14 protein-coding genes are annotated in these 18,912 nt (G+C 66.8%); 12 read left to right on the plus strand and 2 right to left on the minus strand.

Features of this window, described 5'->3' with window-relative positions:
- The first annotated feature begins 134 nt into the window (after window positions 1-134).
- The 10 genes from AWC17_RS33645 to AWC17_RS24585 all read left to right on the plus strand — a co-directional run bounded on the left by AWC17_RS33645 (window position 135) and on the right by AWC17_RS24585 (window position 10,492).
- Window positions 135-398: a hypothetical protein gene (locus AWC17_RS33645; RefSeq protein ID WP_225325868.1), complete on the plus strand. Its 264-nt coding sequence runs from the start codon at window positions 135-137 to the stop codon at window positions 396-398.
- Window positions 367-1,299, plus strand: coding sequence for a tyrosine-type recombinase/integrase (locus AWC17_RS24540; protein ID WP_007172190.1), 933 nt, complete (start codon window positions 367-369; stop codon window positions 1,297-1,299). The genes AWC17_RS33645 and AWC17_RS24540 overlap by 32 nt, the downstream gene beginning before the upstream one ends.
- Window positions 1,296-2,519: a hypothetical protein gene (locus AWC17_RS24545; RefSeq protein ID WP_007172189.1), complete on the plus strand. Its 1,224-nt coding sequence runs from the start codon at window positions 1,296-1,298 to the stop codon at window positions 2,517-2,519. The genes AWC17_RS24540 and AWC17_RS24545 overlap by 4 nt, the downstream gene beginning before the upstream one ends.
- Complete coding sequence (locus tag AWC17_RS33650) at window positions 2,516-3,145, plus strand: hypothetical protein (RefSeq protein ID WP_007172188.1); 630 nt, start codon at window positions 2,516-2,518, stop codon at window positions 3,143-3,145. Before AWC17_RS24545 ends, AWC17_RS33650 begins: the two co-directional genes overlap by 4 nt.
- An 89-nt stretch (window positions 3,146-3,234) precedes the next feature.
- The gene (locus AWC17_RS24555; RefSeq protein WP_162839945.1) at window positions 3,235-4,704 is read left to right on the plus strand and encodes a tyrosine-type recombinase/integrase; all 1,470 of its coding nucleotides are present in this window, start codon (window positions 3,235-3,237) and stop codon (window positions 4,702-4,704) included.
- Window positions 4,704-6,428 carry a hypothetical protein gene (locus tag AWC17_RS24560; RefSeq protein ID WP_007172186.1) on the plus strand — a complete coding sequence of 575 codons (1,725 nt, stop codon included), beginning with the start codon at window positions 4,704-4,706 and terminating at the stop codon, window positions 6,426-6,428. The genes AWC17_RS24555 and AWC17_RS24560 overlap by 1 nt, the downstream gene beginning before the upstream one ends.
- On the plus strand, window positions 6,425-8,626 hold the full coding sequence (locus tag AWC17_RS24565) for a site-specific integrase (RefSeq protein ID WP_007172185.1): 2,202 nt from the start codon (window positions 6,425-6,427) through the stop codon (window positions 8,624-8,626). Before AWC17_RS24560 ends, AWC17_RS24565 begins: the two co-directional genes overlap by 4 nt.
- Window positions 8,623-9,093 carry a hypothetical protein gene (locus AWC17_RS24570; RefSeq protein ID WP_007172184.1) on the plus strand — a complete coding sequence of 157 codons (471 nt, stop codon included), beginning with the start codon at window positions 8,623-8,625 and terminating at the stop codon, window positions 9,091-9,093. Before AWC17_RS24565 ends, AWC17_RS24570 begins: the two co-directional genes overlap by 4 nt.
- Window positions 9,087-9,902, plus strand: coding sequence for a transposase (locus AWC17_RS24580; RefSeq protein WP_231588340.1), 816 nt, complete (start codon window positions 9,087-9,089; stop codon window positions 9,900-9,902). The genes AWC17_RS24570 and AWC17_RS24580 overlap by 7 nt, the downstream gene beginning before the upstream one ends.
- On the plus strand, window positions 9,899-10,492 hold the full coding sequence (locus tag AWC17_RS24585) for a hypothetical protein (protein WP_007172182.1): 594 nt from the start codon (window positions 9,899-9,901) through the stop codon (window positions 10,490-10,492). Before AWC17_RS24580 ends, AWC17_RS24585 begins: the two co-directional genes overlap by 4 nt.
- A gap of 81 nt (window positions 10,493-10,573) precedes the next feature.
- Here the strand turns inward: AWC17_RS24585 and AWC17_RS24590 are convergent, their stop codons facing one another.
- Complete coding sequence (locus AWC17_RS24590; protein ID WP_007172181.1) at window positions 10,574-11,197, minus strand: hypothetical protein; 624 nt, start codon at window positions 11,195-11,197, stop codon at window positions 10,574-10,576.
- 241 nt (window positions 11,198-11,438) lie between these two features.
- Window positions 11,439-11,567, minus strand: coding sequence for a hypothetical protein (locus AWC17_RS33900; protein WP_256380170.1), 129 nt, complete (start codon window positions 11,565-11,567; stop codon window positions 11,439-11,441).
- 382 nt (window positions 11,568-11,949) lie between these two features.
- Between AWC17_RS33900 and AWC17_RS33130 the strand changes: the two genes are divergently transcribed.
- Both AWC17_RS33130 and mobF read left to right on the plus strand, forming a co-directional pair.
- Window positions 11,950-12,267 carry a hypothetical protein gene (locus AWC17_RS33130; protein ID WP_156174104.1) on the plus strand — a complete coding sequence of 106 codons (318 nt, stop codon included), beginning with the start codon at window positions 11,950-11,952 and terminating at the stop codon, window positions 12,265-12,267.
- A 754-nt stretch (window positions 12,268-13,021) separates the two neighbouring features.
- Window positions 13,022-18,877, plus strand: a complete 5,856-nt coding sequence (gene mobF / locus AWC17_RS24605; protein WP_046182041.1) for a MobF family relaxase — start codon at window positions 13,022-13,024, stop codon at window positions 18,875-18,877.
- Window positions 18,878-18,912: the final 35 nt, after the last annotated feature.

The following is an 18,912-nucleotide window of genomic DNA, read 5'->3' on the forward strand; positions in this document are numbered from 1 at the left end:
GACCTGTTGCATGACGTCGCTCGTAGTGGGTGATCTGGTGGGCGGTGCGGCGTTTCTCCGTGGGTGTGGTGCTCGTGGCTGGTAGTCGTTTCTGACTGTCGACTTGAAAGCGAGGGCCCATGCGAGCGTTTCCGGTGAGTTTGCCGTCCGGGCAACGGTATTGGACGGTGCTGGATGAGGATCTGCAGGTAGTCGGCATCGCCGATGAGTATCTGCGGCATCAGCGGTTCGGCCGCGACGGCGCGGAATCCACGACGAAGGCGTATGCACACGCGATCGCGTTGTTCCTGCGCTGGTGCGCCAGGACGGGCCGGTCCTGGCAGGCCGGTGTCGAGCAGTTCGCGTTGTTCATGACGTGGCTGGCCCATGCCGGACCGCTGGCCAGCGGGCGTCGATGACGTCGCTTCGGGAGTGGTGTTGGCCGGTCCGGGGGCCGCCCCGGCGCGGGGCCCATCGCGGATCAACGGGGTGCTCACCGCGGTGCGGGGGATGGTGGTGCACGCGGTCGCGACCGGCAACGGCTCGGCGGGTTTGGTGTCGATGCTGTACGAGGTGGCCGATGACCGAGACCTGCCGGCGGAAGCCCGCAACGACGATGGCCACCTGGCATGGCGGATGCGGGCCCGGCACCGGTTGCGGGAACCGGAAACGACGATCGATCGGGCCAGCGATGAGCAGATCGTCGCGCTGCTGCGGGCCTGCCGGTCCACGCGGGACAAGCTGATCGTGCTGCTGATGGCCAGGGGCGGGCTGCGTCGGGGCGAGGTGTGCGGGCTGCGGCGCAGTGATGTGCACCTGCTGGTGGATTCGCGCCGGTTGGGATGCGAGGTCGCTCGGGCGCATCTGCATGTGGTGCGCCGAGACGACAACCCGAACGGGGCGTGGGCCAAATCGCGCCGACAGCGGGTGGTGCCGCTGGATTTCCTTGTCGTGCAAGCATTCGACGTCTACGAGTTCGAGCGCATGCGAGTTCCGGCCGCGGCGGGTAGTGATTTCGTGTTCGTCAACCTGTTCCGCGGCCGCGTCGGCGCGCCGATGCGGCCCGACGCGATCGGCGAGCTGATGGCAGCGGTCTCCCGCCGGGCCGGATTGGACACCCCGGTCCGCCCGCACCAGCTGCGACACGCCTACGGCAGCAACGTCGTCGACGCCGGGGCCGGTATCGACGTGGTCGCTGATTTGCTCGGACACGCGGCTGTCTCCTCGTCCCAGATCTACCTGCATCCGGACGCATCTCGACTGCGGGCCGCGGTGGACGCGGTGCCCAGCCCCCGCGAACAGACCGGAGCGAGCCGGTGACCGCCGTGACGTCGGCCAGGACGATCCCGGGCGATGAGGAATCCTGCAAGTTCGCGCATGTGTTGGACGGGGCCGCCCTGAGTGGCGCGGCCACGCACCTGGCCAGGGCGCTGGACCAAGGACTGCTTGACGAGGCCGGATGGGATCCGGTGACCCGGGTGCTGTACTTGCCCGCGCAGCATCGGCTGCTCGGCCGGAAGGTGTGCCGGGTGGAACGATGCGTCGGAACCGTCCACAACGACGCCCCCGAGATCTGCCACCGATGTTTCACCAGGCTGACCGGCATGGGCATGAGCGTCGAGGACATCGCCGCTGCCGAAAGCCTGCCCGCCGCACCGGTTCCCGCGGAACGCTGCGCCGTCCCGCAGTGCCGGTGCACGCCGACGGTGCGGGACGCGGTGATGTGTGAACCGCACGCCCAACAGTTCCGGGGCAGGCGCATCCCGATCTCGCTGGAACAGTTCGTGAGCGATCCGCGAGTGCGGCCAAGGCCGCCGCTGCCGGCATGCCTGGTGCCGGCGTGCACCCGCACGGCCGACGGCGCGATCGGCTACTGCACGACCCACTATCAGCGATGGAGCGTGGACCAGCAAGAGCATGCCGAACTCGATGAACAGTGGTGGCGGGTCCGGGAATCGGGCGTGGCCGAGCCGGGGCAGGTCAACCTGCGGGCGCTGCCTTCCCTGGTAGTTGTGGAAGTGCTGACGGGCTTGCAGACCCGTGTTAGGGATGGCTTGCGGCTCACCGACGTTGTGCTGCGAGCGGTCTGCGACACGCTGCGTCGCCACCAGGTCGGCTCGATCCACGACTGCGATCCGGGCCTGGCTCCCGGCAAGCGTGCACGCTCGGTGCTGGCCTCGTTCGCCCGCGACGCCCGCCGCGTGTTGGCCGATCCGGGTGTCGAGCAGGATAAGGACCGCTGGGATCTGGCGATCTTCGGTACCCCGGCACGCTGTCGTTCACCAAGATCACCCAGCCCTGGCTGGCCGGGGCCGCGAAGCGGTGGGCTGCCGAGCAACTGCCCCAGCACCGCGGCAGCGGCGCCTCTCGCGTTCGCGGCAAGATCAACAGCATCGGGCTGCTGTCCGAGCACTTGCATCGCCGACCCGATCACGGGCTTGACCCGACCGCGCTGGGCCGGACCGACTTGGAGGGATTCCTCAACCGGCTCGGCCATCTGGAGTTCACCGGCCAGATCGGTCGCTACCGCCGCAACATGATCTGCCGTGACATGCGGCAGGTGTTGGCCGGGATCCGATCCCTGGGGCTGACGAGAACCGGACGGCCGGCGGCCGGGTTGCCCGGCGACTGCGCCATCGAACGCGCCGACATCCCCGCCGACCCCGAACGCGGCGAGCCCGGCCGATGCCTGCCACCGGAGATCATGGCCGTCCTGTGCGCCAACCTCGACTCCCTCGAACCCGTCGAGGTCAGGGTCGCCACCCAGATCGGCATCGACACCGGCCGCCGCCCCGAGGACATCCTCAATCTGCCGCTGGATTGCCTGGCCCGCGACAAAGACGGCGGCGACGTACTGGTCTACGACAACATCAAAGCCAACCGGCTCGGCCGACGGCTGCCGATCAGCACGGCCACCGCCGCGGTGATCACCGGCCAACAACAACGAATCCGTCAACGCTTCCCCCACACCCTGGCCGCGAAGCTGAAGCTGCTGCCCACGCCCTATCGAAATCCCGACGGGCACAAGGCAATCAGCAGAACCACCCTGCAGGCGCGCCACCGCGACTGGGTGGCCGACCTGCCGACACTGCGCACCCGCGATGGAGTCGAGTTTGACATGACCAAGATCGTGCCCTACGCCTACCGGCACATTGTCCCCGCTTAGTTCCCGTGTTGCGATTGGCCTGAAAGGCCCGGGCGTGCTCGGCGTTTCTGCTTTGGTGAGGCCGTGTGGTGTTTGTATGGTCTCCAGTCGTGATCTTGAGCTTTTTCTCGTCGCAGGGCTGGCAGTCCTGGGGTGTCGAGCACCGGCCGGTGATCCCAGAGGGGATGCCGGTGCTGATCGATGACGACTTGCTGTTCGAGGACGGCCCGGCCGTGCCGCGGCCGACGACGGTGATCAATCGGTGGTTGCGGCTGCTTCCGGCCAGCGGGGCTCCGGCGCCGAGTTCGTGGGAGAACTACGCGCGGGCGGTCAAGGAATGGACGGAATTCCTCGCCGAACACGGTGTGGGCCTGTTCGATTCGCGAGACCGGCTCAAGGCAGGGCTGAGCCGATACGCCGAGCACCGCGCCGCCGGAGCAATCCGGGCGAGATTCGCGGCGACCACGTGGGCGCAGCACATGAGCATCCTGTCGCTGTTCTACCGGTGGGCGATGGACGAGGGATACGCCGAGGCGGAGCCGTTCACCTACCGATCCGCGCGAGCGGTCTTCGCCGGCACCGGCCGCGATGTCCGGGTGAACTTGGCGGTGCGCCGCACCCCGAAACCGCATGTGACCATCAAGTATTTGGAGCCGGACTTCACCGACCTGTTCCGGAAGGGGTTGCGCGGTTTGGCGCCGGATGGCACCCGCGACACCGGGTTCGCGGGCCGGGAGATGACCCGCAACGCCGCGATCGGGGACCTCGCGCTGGCGACCGGGTTGCGGCTGGGCGAGTTCACACATCTGCTGCCGTGGGAAATCCCGGCTCTGCCGCCGGCGCCGACGGTGATCCCGATCCCGTTTCCGGTGCCTGCGGGAATCACCAAGGGCCGCAAGTTCAGAACCACCTGGATCTCCTACGACGCCTTGGCCGGGCTGCACGACTACCTGCAGCTCGACCGCGCTGCCGTCACCGACGGATCGGCCTGGCGGCCACCACGACGCCGGGGCGAACCGCTGCAGGTCACCGAACCGGACGCCCGTGGCGGCCGGATCAACGGCGTCCGCCGGTCCTGGGAGTCGCTCACCCCGGCCGAGCGACGGCGGCTGGTGGCACCCGAGGGCGGGTCGTGCCTGCTAGCGGTGAAGGGTGATGGTGGCCCGTTCACGGCGTGGGCGACGGTGTTCGAACGCACCTCCGACCGGATCCGCGCACGGTTCGAACCACGGTTCCCGCACGTCCACCCGCACCGACTCCGCCACTCGTTCTCGATGCAGACGCTGGAATATCTGGTGACCGGCTATTACCGACAGGCAGCGAAGCTGGTATGCGACACCGACGCCGACGCAGCGCTGGTGTTCTACCTGACCAAGGCCGACCCGCTGCTGGTGCTGCGCGATTTGCTCGGGCATTCCACGGTTCTGACGACCGAGAAATACCTGAAACGTCTTGATACGACGCGGATTTACCGGCAAGCCTACGAAACCGCCGGAGCCGCAGCGGGACTCACCGAGGATACCGCCGCACAGCGGGAAGCCGACGCCGAGTTCGACGACGACACCGAAGAGGAGCTGTGATGCCGACGACGGTGCTCGATGATCCGCTGCGTTTGGCCTGCGTGTTCAGCGACGGCAGCAGAGCTGCATTCGATCTCACGGGGTTGCCGAACCCCGGGTTGGTGCGTGATCTGGCCACCGGGTTGGTGGAGCTGATCCATCCTCACGGCAGCGTCGATACTGCTGGCACCGTCGACCAGTACGTGCGTGGGTTGCACAGGATGGTGCGAACACTTTCTGATCAGGGTTTCACCGGCGGTGTCGGCGATCTGCGGCGCGGACAGCTGGCGCAGTTCTGGATGGCGGGCCCGAACTGGCTGGAGGCGCTGACTCGGTACTTGGTGGAAGGTTATGCGCGATCCGGCGGCCGTCTCGGCGAGGGGGTGCTGGAGCTGGCCGCAGGGCGGCACTTCAACATTCAGCGCAATCGGCGCCCGTTGCCGCCCTATTCCGAGGGCGCATGGCAGCGGCTGACCATGGCCTGCCGACAGCAGGTCGACGACTCCTACGCGGCACATCGGCGCGCGCTGGCGTCCGCCGCCGGAGGGCGGCATCCGGGCACGGGTGCGTGGACTCATCAGAACTTCTGCTGGCTGTTGTCGACACTCGGCCCGCTTGGCAGCAGCGAAGCTGCTGAGGAAATTGGCATGTCCATCAACGTTTTCCGTCATCGAGGAGTCATCGCTGTCTTCCACGAGGCTGCGCTGGCGATGTTCCCGCATCTCGAGGTCGTGATCGCCTACCGGCTGCTGTTCGGGATCTATTCCGGCATCGTCCCCGACGGCATCGCCGACTTGGACATCGGGGACATCGACTGGGCCGGGGATTCGACTGTTCTGCTGTCCTATATCAAACGGCGCACCGCCGCCGAGAGCGCGACGTTGCCGCGGCCGGCGGTGCGGTTGCTCGAGCAGTGGCTGGCGCACTCGGCGCTGTTGCGCAGCTTCGTGCCGCCGGACGAGCGCACCACGCTGTGGTTGGGGATGAGCCAGCCCGGCTACTCCCGCCGCCTCGATGACGTGAACCGGTCCGCGATTGGCCGGTGGATGCGCCGCCATGGCATCGTCGGCGACGACGGTCAGCCGATGAAACTGCACCGGTCCCGCATCCGCACCACCCATCACGCGATGCGGGACAAGAAGTCCTGGACCGGGAATGCGCGCGCCACGATCGACCCGAACCACACGCCCGCGGTCGAGGGTGACCACTACCTGTCGGCGACGACTCCCGGTCAACGCCACGCCGTCGAGACGATCATCGCCGACGCCCAGCACGACATCCTCCGCCGCGCGCACCCTCCGGCCGTGATCACCGAGGAAGACGCGGCGGCGCTCGCCGAGGGTTACCCGCAGCTGCTGGCGGTGATGAAGCTCGACGAAGGCGTGCTCGCCGAGCTGGTCGGTGGCGCGCGGGATGTGTTCACCGCAGCCTGCGCCGATCAGCTGGCCGGGTTACACGGGCCGGCAGGCAAACCATGCCCGGCACGTCCCTGGGTCTGCCTGCTCTGCCCGCTGGCGGTGTTCGCTCCGCGGCACGCAGTGAACCTGCTGCGGCTCAAGGCATTCTTCTCGCGCCAGTGGCAGCAGATGCCCGCCGCCCACTTCATGACCGTCTTCGGCCCCTACGCCGCCCGGATCGACCAGATCCTCGACCGCTTCGACCCCGCCGAACTCGCTGTCGCAGCCGCACGCGTCACCGACAGCGACGACGAAATCCCCTTGCGCCCAGAGGAACGCACCGCATGACGAGCACAATCGCGACCGCAGCACCCGGCGTTCAACCACGGTCGCCGTTCACCGGCGCGGACATCTGCCGCGACGCCGGGCTCACGCTGCCGGGCGGCACGCCACGACCGGTATTCGACGACGACCTGTGGGATTTCACCGACGTGGTCGGGCTCCCGGTCCAAATGGCCCTTTACCGACGCCGATTCGACTTCACCACCATCACCGACACCCGCTGGCGGCTGGTCGCCAAGGAGCTGATCCTGGCGCTGCTGGCCCCGAATCACAATGCCGTGGTCCGTCTGCCACGCGCCTACCGCACCCCACTGCATCTGACCAGCTGCTACAGCCGCCTCTACGAGGCCGGCAAGTTCTTCGGCTGGCTCGATCAGCGGGGCATCACTGCCCTCACCGAGCTCGACACCCACCTCTGCGAGGAATACCTGGCGTTCCGACGCTACGTGATCGACCCCGACGGCGTCATCGTTGGCGAGCAGAGCCCAGGCGTCCGGCGCGCAGCCGCGCAGATGATCGTCGATCTGGTCGACTACCGTGACCTGTTCACCGCCGACCGGGTTCCGGCCGATCTGCGCCCCTGGGGCGGCGCAACAGCATCCGCGGTCGCCGAAATGCCTTCTGGTCGCGACGGAAACAAGACACCTGCCGTTCCTGCCGAAGTGCTGCAGCCGATGCTGGCCGCGGCCCTGCACCTGGTGCAGATCCTCGGCCCGCACGTTGTCGAGCTGAACGAGCAGATCCGCAAGATCGACCGTGTCTGGGCTACCGGAGCCCCCGGGCTTCGTCACGGCTCCCCGGCGATGGTCAGCGACATCACGATGCTGCTGGCCGACCACAGGGCGACCGACACACCGCTGCCGATGCTCGAAGAACACGACGTCAACCGCAGACTCAAGGCTGGCTGGGACGCGAACGACCCGCTGCTGCCGGTCTCCACCGGGACCCTGGCGCGGCAGGCCGGATACGTCCAGTTCTGGGCGAAATGGATGCCCACACTGCGCAAACCGCTGATCGACACCCTCAACACCGTCGGAGTCGAGAAGATCTTCGGCCGCAACGCCGCCGAAGTCCCGGCCGCCGATGGTGCGACCTTGCTGCCTTGGACACTGCCAGTGCACCGGTCCGAAGCGGTCGCCATGGTCGGCATCGCCCGCACCGCAGCGATCGTTGTCCTGGCTGGCGCGTCCGGAATGCGGGCCAGTGAGCTGATGGAACTGCGGGTCGGCTGCCGCCGGGTCGAGGAACCGATCTCCGGCCTGAAGTGCTATCGCATCGCCAGCAAAATCATCAAAGGTCAGGGCCTCGGCGGCACCGACGACGAATGGGTCGTCATCGAACCGGTCCACCGCGCGATCGAACTCATCGAGCAGCTCCACGACGACCCGCGTGACGGTGTTCTCCTGCTGTCCCGGTTCAGCTTCCGAGTCCGCTACCTCTGGTTCCGCGCCTGGGTGAATTCCCCGGCCGGAGCCCGTCTCGGACTCGTCCCGATCCCCGACGAACCAGTAGCACTGCGTATGCTCAGAAGAACGGTTGCCCTGGAGATGGCTTACCGGCCTGGCGGTGTCCTCGCCGCAAAACTGCACCTCAAACATATCGCCGCGGCGACAACGGAAGGCTACGCGGCTCGACCGGGCGGCGCTCAAGCAGAGTTGCTGGCCGAGGTCAACAAGCTCGAGGCCGACCACATACTCAAGCTCGTGCTGGCCGAGTTCCGCAACTACCAGCAAGGCATCCTGCCCGCCGGACCCGGCGCCCGCAGCCTGACCGAATTCTTCGCCACCATCGACACCGACCCGAACACCAAAGCCACTGCGGCGCCGAAGATCCAGCGCAACGACCGCGACATCCTCAACCTGCTGTCCAAACGCGCCACGGCGCTGCACCTCGGCCCAGCGAACTACTGCTGGTTCACCGACCCCTCCCGCGCGCTCTGCCTGAAACTTGCAGGCACCCTGACCGCGGACCGGCCGATGATCGGCATGTGTGACTCCGCACGCTGCCCGCAGGCCACCCACCACCAGCACCACCGGCCCGTCTGGGCCGAGCACGCCGAACGCACCAAAACCTTCCTCGGCCAACTCGGCAAAACCCGAACCGCCGAACGCGCTCGTCTGCAGGCCGACTACGACCGCGCCGTCCAGGTCATCACCAGCATCGACACTGCCACAGGAACCAGCGCACCCGAGGAACAGGCATGAGAATCACTGCCGCCCAACGCATCCACAACGAGAACCGCATCCGCGCCGCCATGGACCGGCTTCTGCGCGGCGAGATCTCACCCGGCGGCAACTGCGATATCAAGACCCTCGCACTATCAGCCGGGGTCGACCGCACCGCCTTCTACGGCACCCGGCCCTACGCACACCTACGCGCCGAATTCGAGCACCGCCTCCAGCAGCTTCAGCAGGCCGGAGAAACCCCGGACCCGAAAACCGCACAGATCGAACGCCTCAAGACGGAGGTCGAGAAGCTGAAAAACAACCTCGCCCACGTCAACTCGACAATCCAGGAGCTCACCAACTTCCGAAGCCAGGCCCTGGCCCGGATCGCTGCCCAGCACGACGAGATCCTTCGGCTCCGCACGGCCAACGACCCGGCGGCAGGCATCACCCGCCTCGCGTCGAATCGCCCGAAATACCAGCAGAGGGTAATGGGACCATGCTGACCGACCCGGCAGTGACGTCCATCACAATCGGTTTCGCGTTATCGCCACACGAACGGCGATCAGCGTCACGAACTCCACGCCGAGAATCGGCCACGTCAAACGCAACACGAACCCGACCGCACACAGCCACTGCGGAGACAAGCCATTCCTACGCCCAACGCCACGCCGACGCCGGCATCCCGATCGACGTCCTGGCCGAACTGCTCGATCACCGAAGCTATTCGGTGACCCGCCGCTACTACCGCATCGGCGAGGACCGCCGCCGCGACGCCGTCGACACGGTCACCACGCTCAGCTTCGACCGGCACGGCAACCGGATCTGGCGTGACGCACACGCCCTGCTGGACTCCGAGCGCGCCCGCCACGCCATCGGCGAGGTCGCCGTCCCCGACGGCACCTGCACCGAACCAACCAACGTCAAGGCCGGCGGCGGTGCCTGCCCGATCCGATTCCGCTGCGTCGGCTGCGATCACTTCCGCACCAACATCGCCTTCCTGCCCGACCTGCAGGCATACCTGGACGACCTGCTGCGCACCCGCGAACGGCTGGCCGCCACCATCGACGGAGTGGACGAATGGGCCCGCGCCGACGCCACCCCCACCGAGGAGGAGATCACCCGAATCCGGCGACTGATCAACAGGATCAAAGGCGACATCGCCGAACTCGACGACACGGAGCGAGCGCAGATCAACGACGCGGTCGCCATCGTGCGTCGTCATCGTGCGGCCCACACGGTCCCGCTCGGCATGCCCACCCTCGCCGCCACCCCACCCGCACCAGCAACCCCCGCTTCGGAGGCCACCGCATGACCACAACCACCGACACCACGTCGAATCACACACGCGCACAATCTGTCTCGTCGAGCACACGCACCCGATCGATGCTCGACGGCCGTCGCGGCGACTCGATGCGCCGACGCCGGCGCGTGCTGGCCGCGATCGACCAAGCCGCAGCCGCCGGCGACCGGCTCAGCGCGGCCGCGATCGCTCGTGCGGCCGGAGTCGACCGCACATTCCTCTATCGGTACCGCGACCTACTCGAGAAAATCCATGCGCTGCAAACAGATCCAGTCCCCGACGAACACACCGGCCCCACGGTCACCCAAGCCTCACTGCAGGCCGACCTGCTCGCCGCCCACGAACGCGCCGCCCGGCTCAACGCCCGCATCCGCCAACTCGAGCAGCGGCTCTCCCAAGCACTCGGCGAACAAACATGGCGCGAGTCCGGGCTCGACGCCCCAACCGACATCGATGCACTCCACCAACGGATCACCCATCTCGAACAGCAGGTCCTCGACCAACAACAACAACTCGACGAACGCGACGAAGACCTCGCCGCCGCCCGCGCTACCAACCGCGAACTCATGGCCCGACTCAACGCGCCAGGCCGGCCCCGCTGAAACCGCGAGTCGACTTGCACCACACCTGTTGCAGCAGATAGCATCCCAACATCAGCTTCTGAACTGCACAAACTCAGAGAATCACGCCGCTGCATCTGGTTGAGCCCCGGAGAGCAGCCCATACGCGTAGACGGTCTTCAGCAGCGTCGAGTCCCGCAACGCTGACAACGCTCCCTTGCGGTGGCGAAGTCGCGCCTGATCTACCAAGCCATCGGCGGCATCGAAGAGCTCTTGAACCTCGTCATAGCTCAGCGGGCGCCGTCCCGGCCGCCCCTCAAACTCGTTGACGTGACGCACGGTGTTCCAGTCATGCAGGATCTGTGCCGGGGCCTGCCCGAACCGCTCAGCGCACAAAGACGCCCATCCATATCGCGTGTCAGTAACGAAGTCGCCGAACAACCGCAATGCGTTTTGGTATCCCCGTACCGTCGAGTCAGCTTTTGGCTCCGCACCGGAAAGCAGTTGGGAGAAAAACGCATCCGCGTCATCTGCTTGCCACTGCCAGGGATACGTCCCGGTGAACTCGGCGAAACGGCGCACCACGCTCGCCCGCGCCTGCACCGTCGGTGGCTTGCACACCCGGGCTCGCTGCTGATCAGCCCAGCCAGACAGCATCGCGGTGAAGACCGTGGCTTCTGGATCCAACGGAAGCACTTTCGACACCAGCGACAGCGCTGCTGACCCCGGCAACTCGACGCCCACCATCCTGTTGTACTAGATGCGACAATGATGCGCCAGACGTAAGTGTCGAGACAGCACCCTTTCTGAGGTGTGATCCGATGTCCGCGGGACGCGCTTTACTGGGCGCTATACTCGCTCTCAACCGAGCAATTATGTTGCAGCAGATGCAATTCCGCTCGTCCTGCGGCAGAAGTGAGTACGGTGCATCGACCCGCAAGTGCACTGAACTAGTCCGACAAGCACCCTGTTGGCGCCAAGCGTCGCCTCACACCGCCCACAGCGCCCCGGCCAGGGTTCTTCCCAGCCCCGAGCAGTGCGCCGCAGCCGCATACGGTGAAGCAATCCGGCCGACGTGCGGGCCCGTCTTAGCCAGCGTGATACCCGGGGCCAACATCGTCGCCGTCTACTGGGCGATGCATACCGCCGTCTATCGGCTGGATCGCATCCACCCCGTTCCCACAGCAGCGCAGCACGACCGGCAGTACTCGCCGGCTAAATCACCAACAGTGCTTACACCCTCACCACAACATCGGCATATCACCGAGGCGCGCCGCCTCCACTGCGGCCCGATCCCAGCCGCGTTCCCGCAACACCGTGTGCAACGCGACCGAGCGCTCCCGCCGAGCCCATAACCCATCACTGGGAATCGACCTGCGGCCTCCTCCGCGCCGCATCCGGGCCATTCGTCGCATATTTTCACTCTGAGTGCCGATTACCACATGCTGGAATGTCGCCTCGGCCGCACAGACTTTCACGCACAGCGGGCTATCGCACTCGTGCAGGCCCAACTCGTCTGGCTGAAGGAGCACACTGAGTCGACGCGCCAGCGCGTACCGGTGCGGCCGCACGCAAATCCCTTTACCCCCACGGTAAATGAAGAACCGGCCATATCCGTCTTTACCGATAGCCCCCGTGAAAAAATCGCAGTCGTCAGCGCCGGGTCCTTGCACCACGTCGGAGTCAAAGCGCCGGCATTCGTCGGCGTGCACAACAGGATCGACCCACAGCGGCATCCCCAGATGAACACGCACGCGCCCACGCTAAACCCGGCCACCGACACCTTCGTCATGCGCCGCAGCGCCATTCGCACCTAGTGCTTGCGCCGCCGCGCCATCGTCATGCGCAGTAACGCCGTTCGCACCTAGTGCCAACGGCGCCGCGCCAGGGGCCGCCGCGCCGTTGCCCTCACCTAGTGCTTGCACCGCCGCGCCAGTGTGCGCGCTCGCCGCCTTTAACATCATCCGAACGCTACCGACTTTGACCCCAGCCAATTCCGCTATCGCCGCGAGTGATTCGCCGCGACCCTGCATTCGAGCCACCGCGATGCCGCCGGCCTGGCGGTGCGTGTGCCGACGCCGCTCTGCCTCTGCCCGAATCTCGAGGATGCGAGTTGCCTCCCACTCCTCCACGGCCGCCAGGCGACCCAGCTCAACGAGTAACGACGCCGCGTCATCGACGTTTTGCCGCTCGCACTCCACGCGTGCCTCGTTCGCTCTAAGCTGCGCCTCGCGAACCCGCCTACGCGCCGCTGATTTCGAGTTGATCGTTCCCATCGCCGCACCATACGACGAACCGGCTGTCCCGCTCTACCACACTGACCAACATCAGTGCGTCCACATTTGTCCACCACCAATGTTTCCCGATCCCCCAGTCCCACAACATAAGCCGATCCCACCCTCATGCACCACACACCAATGACCACCGGCATCAACCGTTCTGAACCACCCCAGACACCACACACCTCTTGCATTAAGGTCACAGTTTCCTAAGAACCGCCTGATCTGTGTAGGACAGATCTGCGGTGTCGTCTCTAACGTGCGCCTCGAAAGGGATTGCACTGCAGTGACGATGACTAGCCACAAGCTCACCGCCGGAGACGGTTACCAGTACCTGATCCGGCAAGTCGCTGCTGTCGACACCACCGCGCGCGGCCGGGCCCCGCTGATCGACTACTACTCGACCAAAGGCGAATCTCCGGGCCGATGGGTGGGATCGGGTCTGGCATCGCTGTCCTCGACAAGGGCACGTCCGGTGCCCCCCGAAGACCTCGCGAAAGTTTGGGCCGTACCGGTTGATTCGCCGGTCACCGAGGCCCAAATGAAGGCCCTGTTCGGGGAAGGCTTGCACCCCAACGCCGATGCGATCACCAAGTATGTCGCCGAATGCGGCGTGCGCGGCCTCGCGGCCGCCGAAGCCGCCAAACTGGGCCGCAAGTTCCATATCCGCGACAGCGAAACCACCTTTGTGCGCGCCCTGGCAGTGGCCTACCGCGATCACAACGAAGAAGCCGGCCTGCACTGGAACGCGCCCATCGCCGCGCCCACGCGCGCCGCGATCCGCACCGTTGTCGCGCGCCGAATGTTCGCTGAGCAGTACAAGCGCGCGCCCGCCGACGATCGCGAACTCAGTGGGTTTATCGCGCGGGAAACTCGCGCGCGCACGACCGCGGTCGCCGGCTACGACTTGACGTTTTCGCCCGTGAAGTCAGTGTCGACGCTGTGGGCGATCGCACCGCGCGCCGTCGCAACAGTGGTAGAGGAATGTCACGACGTAGCGGTCGGTGATGCGCTGGCGTGGCTAGAAACTCACGCCGCATTTACCCGTTCAGGTAAGGGTGGTGTCGCCCAGGTCGACACCACCGGGCTGCTCGGGGCGGCGTTCACCCACCGCGATTCACGCGCTGGCGATCCTGATCTGCACACCCATGTCGCGATCTCCAACAAGGTCGCCACGGTGGGCCCTGACGGTGTGTTGCGTTGGCTGGCGCTTGACGGGCAGCCTGTGCACCAGTTCACCGTGGCCGCCTCCGAGCTGTACAACACGCGCCTGGAAGCCCACCTTGGACAGCGACTGCAGCTGCGGTTCGCTGATGTGGTCGGCGAGGGCCGCGGCAAGAGGCCGGTGCGTGAAATCGTGGGAATCTCAGTCGAGCTGATGGCCGCGTGGTCGTCGCGGCGGCTGGCCATCGAAGCCCGCACCGCCGATCTGGCCAAGCAGTTTCAAGCCGCCCACGGCCGCGAGCCGACCCACGTGGAAACCATCGCGTTGGCTCAACAAGCGACCCTAGAGACCCGCGAAGCCAAACACGAACCCCGATCATTCGCCGAGCAGCGCCACATGTGGCGCGGCCAAGCGATCGAGGTGCTCGGCGCTGTGCGGGAGCTGACCGCGATGCTGGGCACCGTCTTGTCCGCGCCGGCGCCCCAAATCGATGCTGTCGATGACGACTGGATCACCGCGCGCGCTGCCCAAGTCATCGCCACGGTTGCCCGGTCCCGCGCGACCTGGCAACGCCACCACGTGTTCGCCGAGGCGCAGCGCCTCGTTCGTGGCAGCGGGCACGCCGCCGACGAGACGCTGGCCGACAAGATCACCGAGACTGCTTTGGCCGAGCCGCTGTCGGTTCAGCACATCGATATCGACGACGGTGAAATGGGAGAACCTGCGCAGCTGCGTCGCCGCGATGGAACCAGCGTGCATAGCCGCCACGGCAGCGCTACCTACACCTCTCAGGAGCTGCTGGCCGCTGAGCGACGCATCGTTGCTGCCGCCCTCCGACGCGGCGGGCGCACGGTCGAGGACATCGATATCGAGCTGGCGCTGGCAGACTCGGCCGCACGCGATAAGCAACTCAACGAGGGCCAGGTCGCACTGGTCCGGGAAATGGCAAGCAGCGGGCGCCGAGTGGCGTTGGCGCTGGCCCCGGCCGGTACCGGGAAGACCACGGCGATGGCCGCGCTGTCGCATGCGTGGCGCTCCTCGGGCGCGACCATCGTCGGCTTAGCCCCCACCGCGGCGGCAGCCATCGAACTGGGCGAGGATCTGTCGGCCCCGACCGACACCATCGCCAAATACGTCTGGTCGGCCGACCCGGCCAGCGGGTCGAGTCGCTCTGCCCCACCGCCATGGTTCACCAACGTCGGACGCGACACGCTCATCATCATCGACGAGGCCGGCAAAGCCGGAACGCTCGAACTTGATGCGGTGATCACCCACGCCTTAGCCCGTGGCGCCAGCATCCGGCTGGTCGGTGATGACTGCCAACTCGCGTCGATCTCAGCCGGTGGCGTGCTGCGCAACATCGCCCACAAGACCGATTCACTGACGCTGTCTCAGTTGGTTCGCTTTGGCTCCACCGCCGAAAGCGCAGCGACCCTGGCGATCCGCAGAGGAGACCCCTCTGGACTCGGGTTTTACATCGACCACCAGCGTGTGCACGTCGGTGCCGATCAGACCGCCGCCGACATGGCCTACACCGCGTGGGCCGCCGACCTCGACGCGGGCCGCGATTCCCTCCTGTTAGCACCCACCAACGCCATCGTCGATACCCTCAACGCCCGAGCCCGACTCGATCGCCTCGCCGCGGCTGACCCGGCAACACGGCGCGGCCACGAAATCACCCTTTCTGATCGGCTTGCCGCCTCTCCCGGCGACCTTATTCGCACCCGCCGCAATGCCCGCCGGCTGCGCTTGAGCCCCACCGATTACGTGCGCAACGGCTACCGCTTCCAAATCCTGGAAATCCACCGAAACGGCAGCATCAAAGCCCGCCACCTCGGCAGCGGCCAAACAGTGCGCCTCCCCGCCCACTACGTCATAAAGCACGTCACCCTCGGCTATGCGGCAACCATTGACTCCGCACAAGGACTCACCGCCGGACACGCCTGCCACATCGTCGGTGCCGGGAGTCTCACTCGCCAACTGCTCTACGTGGCATTAACTCGCGGCCGCATCGAAAACCACATCTATCTATCCACCGCGGAATCCGACCCGCACCGGGTGTTGTCGCCCAAAGCAACTCACCCCGAAACGGCCGTCGATGTCCTGACCAAAACGCTGTCACGCGACGGCGCACAAGTCTCGGCCACCAGTGCCGCACGCGAAGCCCGCGACCCCTTCGTGCGGTTGGGCCCGGCCGCGGCGATGTACTACAACGCCTTGGGCGACGCCGCCCAGGCCCTGGCTTCCCCGGCCCTGCTGGCCCAACTGCACATCACCGCCGATCAGCTCTATCCAGGGTTGACCCGCGCCGAAGCATGGCCAGTGCTCTGCAAACACTTGGCGATCATCGGCGCCGACGGGCGCGACCCGTTCGCCACACTGACCGAGGCCGCCAGCGTAGGCGAGCTTTTCAGTGCCCACGATCCCGCCGCGGTGCTCGACTGGCGCATCGACCCCACCGGCGGACACTCTGCCGGTATCGGGCCGCTGCGCTGGCTGCCCGCCACTCCCACTTTGCTGGCCAACGACCCCGCATGGGAGAACTGCCTGACCGGTCGCGCCGTGCTGGTTGCCGAGCTGGCAGACCAGATCCGTGAAACCGTCACCCACCAATGGACACCGGCGACCGCGCCGGCCTGGGCCAAACCCGTGCTGGCCGCCAACCCCCAACTCGCCGCCGAAATCGCGGTCTTCCGCGCCGCCCACAACGTGGTTGCCGAAGACACCACCCTGCTCGGCCCACCCCAATACGCCGTGCGCGCCCGCACCATCCAAAAACTCCTCGAAAACCGGGCTCAAGCGGTGGTGCGCACCCAAAGCCCGCATGCTCGCCGCTTTGAGCAGCTGATCGACTCCATCGATCCGCGCATCCGCGCCGACGGGTACTGGCCCCAACTGGCCGCCCACCTCGCCCAAGCCGCCACCAGCCGGCCCGACCTGCCCGGCCTCGTTCGCGCGGCCGCCATCCAACGTCCGCTCCCCGACGAGCTGCCCGCCGCCGCGCTGTGGTGGCGTCTTGCCGCCGAACTCACGCCCGCGGCCACCGTCGATGCCCCCCACACCGGCCTGCGCCCTGCCTGGATCGCTGACTTGCACAACGTCTTTGGGTCAGCAACCGCGCAATCCATCGTCGCCGATCCCGCCTGGCCCGGCCTCGTCTCAGCTGTCAATGCCGCCGACCCCACCCGCTGGACCCCCGCCGACCTTCTTCACGTCGCCGCCGAGCACCTGGCCGACGTCGACCCCGACCACACCATCCCCGCCTACCAATACGCCCGCACCATCACCTACACCGTCGACCTGATCGGCGGCCACCACGACCACGCCGACCACCCGCTACCCGAACAACCCCCACTGCACCCCGAGGAAGAAGAACAACTTCCCCCCGACCCCCACGCAACCAGGATTGACATGCCTGCCACCGACCTGTCTACGCAACCGTGGCACCCCGAACTCGTTGAGCCCGACCCGACCAACACCCCGCTTGAGACCGCCGACGAACTCGCCGGCCTGGACTTCGACGACCTCCCCCGCCACCGCGTGGCACCCCCGCCACTGCCGGCCGCTCTGCTTGACCTCACCAGCTTGCGGACCCAATACCAGCAGGCGCTGGCCGACCATCAGGCCCTGCATGCCCGCGCCGCAATTGGTGACGGACCGGCAATGCGCCAAGCCACCCCGCGCATCCGCGAACTGCGCCAGCGCGCCGACGCCGACCGCCCCTACTTGATCGCCGTTCACGACGTGACCGCCGAATGGGCCGACGCCGAAGCCGAATACGAGACAGCGCTAAGCCATGTCGACTGGGCGCGCAACCAGCTCGACGAGCTGCAGGCTCAACCTGACGTCGACCCACTTGACATCGCCTCGGCCAAACTCGATGTCCAACTGCGACTCATGGCACTCCCCGACACTGCGCCCGCCGAGCGCTATCAGGCTGCGCTTCGCGAAGCACTCGCGGCGCGTGCAAAGGCCGCCGGCGGCGCGGACCGCGTCATCAGCGGTGACGACGTCGACAACGTCATCGCCGAAGCACGATCCGAAGACGATCGCGCCGTGCTGGCCGCCCGCCGGCGCTCCAGCCAGCTGCGCCGTGACCTTGACCGCGCAGAACTGGCTGCCGCCGCCGCGTTCGCGGCCGCCGAAACCCGTTCGGCCGAGCACATCACCGCCCAACTCGGCCAACTGGCCATCGAGCTACGCGTGCTCGAAGCCGCCAGCCGCTTCCAACCGCACCGCCCCCTCAGCCTTGCCAACAGTGCCGCCGCCGACCTCTCCCCCGCCATAGCCGCCGCCATCACCAGCACCGCAAGGCTGCCCTTCGCCGTCACGGTCGTGCACGCCCAACCCTCGCCCGAGCGCCGCGCCGCCCTGCACACCCTGCACAGCGCGGCTGCAGCCTCCGAACGAAAGATCCTGTGGTGCAGCCCTACTCGCGAACAAGCCGAGGACGCCGTGACCAACGAGCTCGCCGACACCGCTGCCACCATCACCGAAACCCACGCCACCATCACCAACAAAAAGTCGCAGTCGCCGTTACCCCCCGGCAGTCTCATCATCATCGACGACGCCGCCAGCGCCGACCCTGCAATAATCGCCGACCTCGCCGAACACGCCGCGGCCAACCAGTCCGGCCTTGTCCTGCTCGACACGACCGGCCAAACGTGGCCACCCAAGCCTGCCCAGCGGCTCCTGCGACTCGTCGCCACCGAATTACCCTGGACGACAACCATCGGCGCGCCCCCAACGTCGGCTGTCATCAACCGCGGGACCCCGCCCGACCTCGACCCCGCGCTCACCCAGGCAGGGCGCCTGCACCCAGCCATACTCGACGAGCGACTGCGCGACAGCCTCGCACGCGCCGCCCAGCTCCACGCCACCATCCACGCCGCCTACCAGCGACACCTTGAGGCCACCTGGCTTCGCGAACGCGGCCCCCACGCCAAGCAACAATCTCCAGAAATCGGCATCACCGATGACTGAGTGATCTGCTTAGAACAGGGATCCGTTCCGTTCGG

Origin of the sequence: Mycobacterium nebraskense (genome assembly GCF_002102255.1) — a bacterium.
GTDB classification, from domain to species: Bacteria; Actinomycetota; Actinomycetes; order Mycobacteriales; family Mycobacteriaceae; genus Mycobacterium; species Mycobacterium nebraskense.

What these genes read in the sequence shown, in the direction of transcription:
- AWC17_RS24540 (WP_007172190.1), top strand. Translation starts at nt 367, where the DNA reads ATGCCGGACCGCTGGCCAGCGGGCGTCGATGACGTCGCTTCGGGAGTG.
- AWC17_RS33650 (WP_007172188.1), top strand. Translation starts at nt 2,516, where the DNA reads ATGATCTGCCGTGACATGCGGCAGGTGTTGGCCGGGATCCGATCCCTG.
- AWC17_RS24560 (WP_007172186.1), top strand. Translation starts at nt 4,704, where the DNA reads ATGCCGACGACGGTGCTCGATGATCCGCTGCGTTTGGCCTGCGTGTTC.
- AWC17_RS24565 (WP_007172185.1), top strand. Translation starts at nt 6,425, where the DNA reads ATGACGAGCACAATCGCGACCGCAGCACCCGGCGTTCAACCACGGTCG.
- AWC17_RS24570 (WP_007172184.1), top strand. Translation starts at nt 8,623, where the DNA reads ATGAGAATCACTGCCGCCCAACGCATCCACAACGAGAACCGCATCCGC.
- AWC17_RS24580 (WP_231588340.1), top strand. Translation starts at nt 9,087, where the DNA reads ATGCTGACCGACCCGGCAGTGACGTCCATCACAATCGGTTTCGCGTTA.
- AWC17_RS24585 (WP_007172182.1), top strand. Translation starts at nt 9,899, where the DNA reads ATGACCACAACCACCGACACCACGTCGAATCACACACGCGCACAATCT.
- AWC17_RS24590 (WP_007172181.1), bottom strand. Translation starts at nt 11,197, where the DNA reads ATGGTGGGCGTCGAGTTGCCGGGGTCAGCAGCGCTGTCGCTGGTGTCG.
- AWC17_RS33900 (WP_256380170.1), bottom strand. Translation starts at nt 11,567, where the DNA reads ATGTTGGCCCCGGGTATCACGCTGGCTAAGACGGGCCCGCACGTCGGC.
- mobF (WP_046182041.1), top strand. Translation starts at nt 13,022, where the DNA reads ATGACTAGCCACAAGCTCACCGCCGGAGACGGTTACCAGTACCTGATC.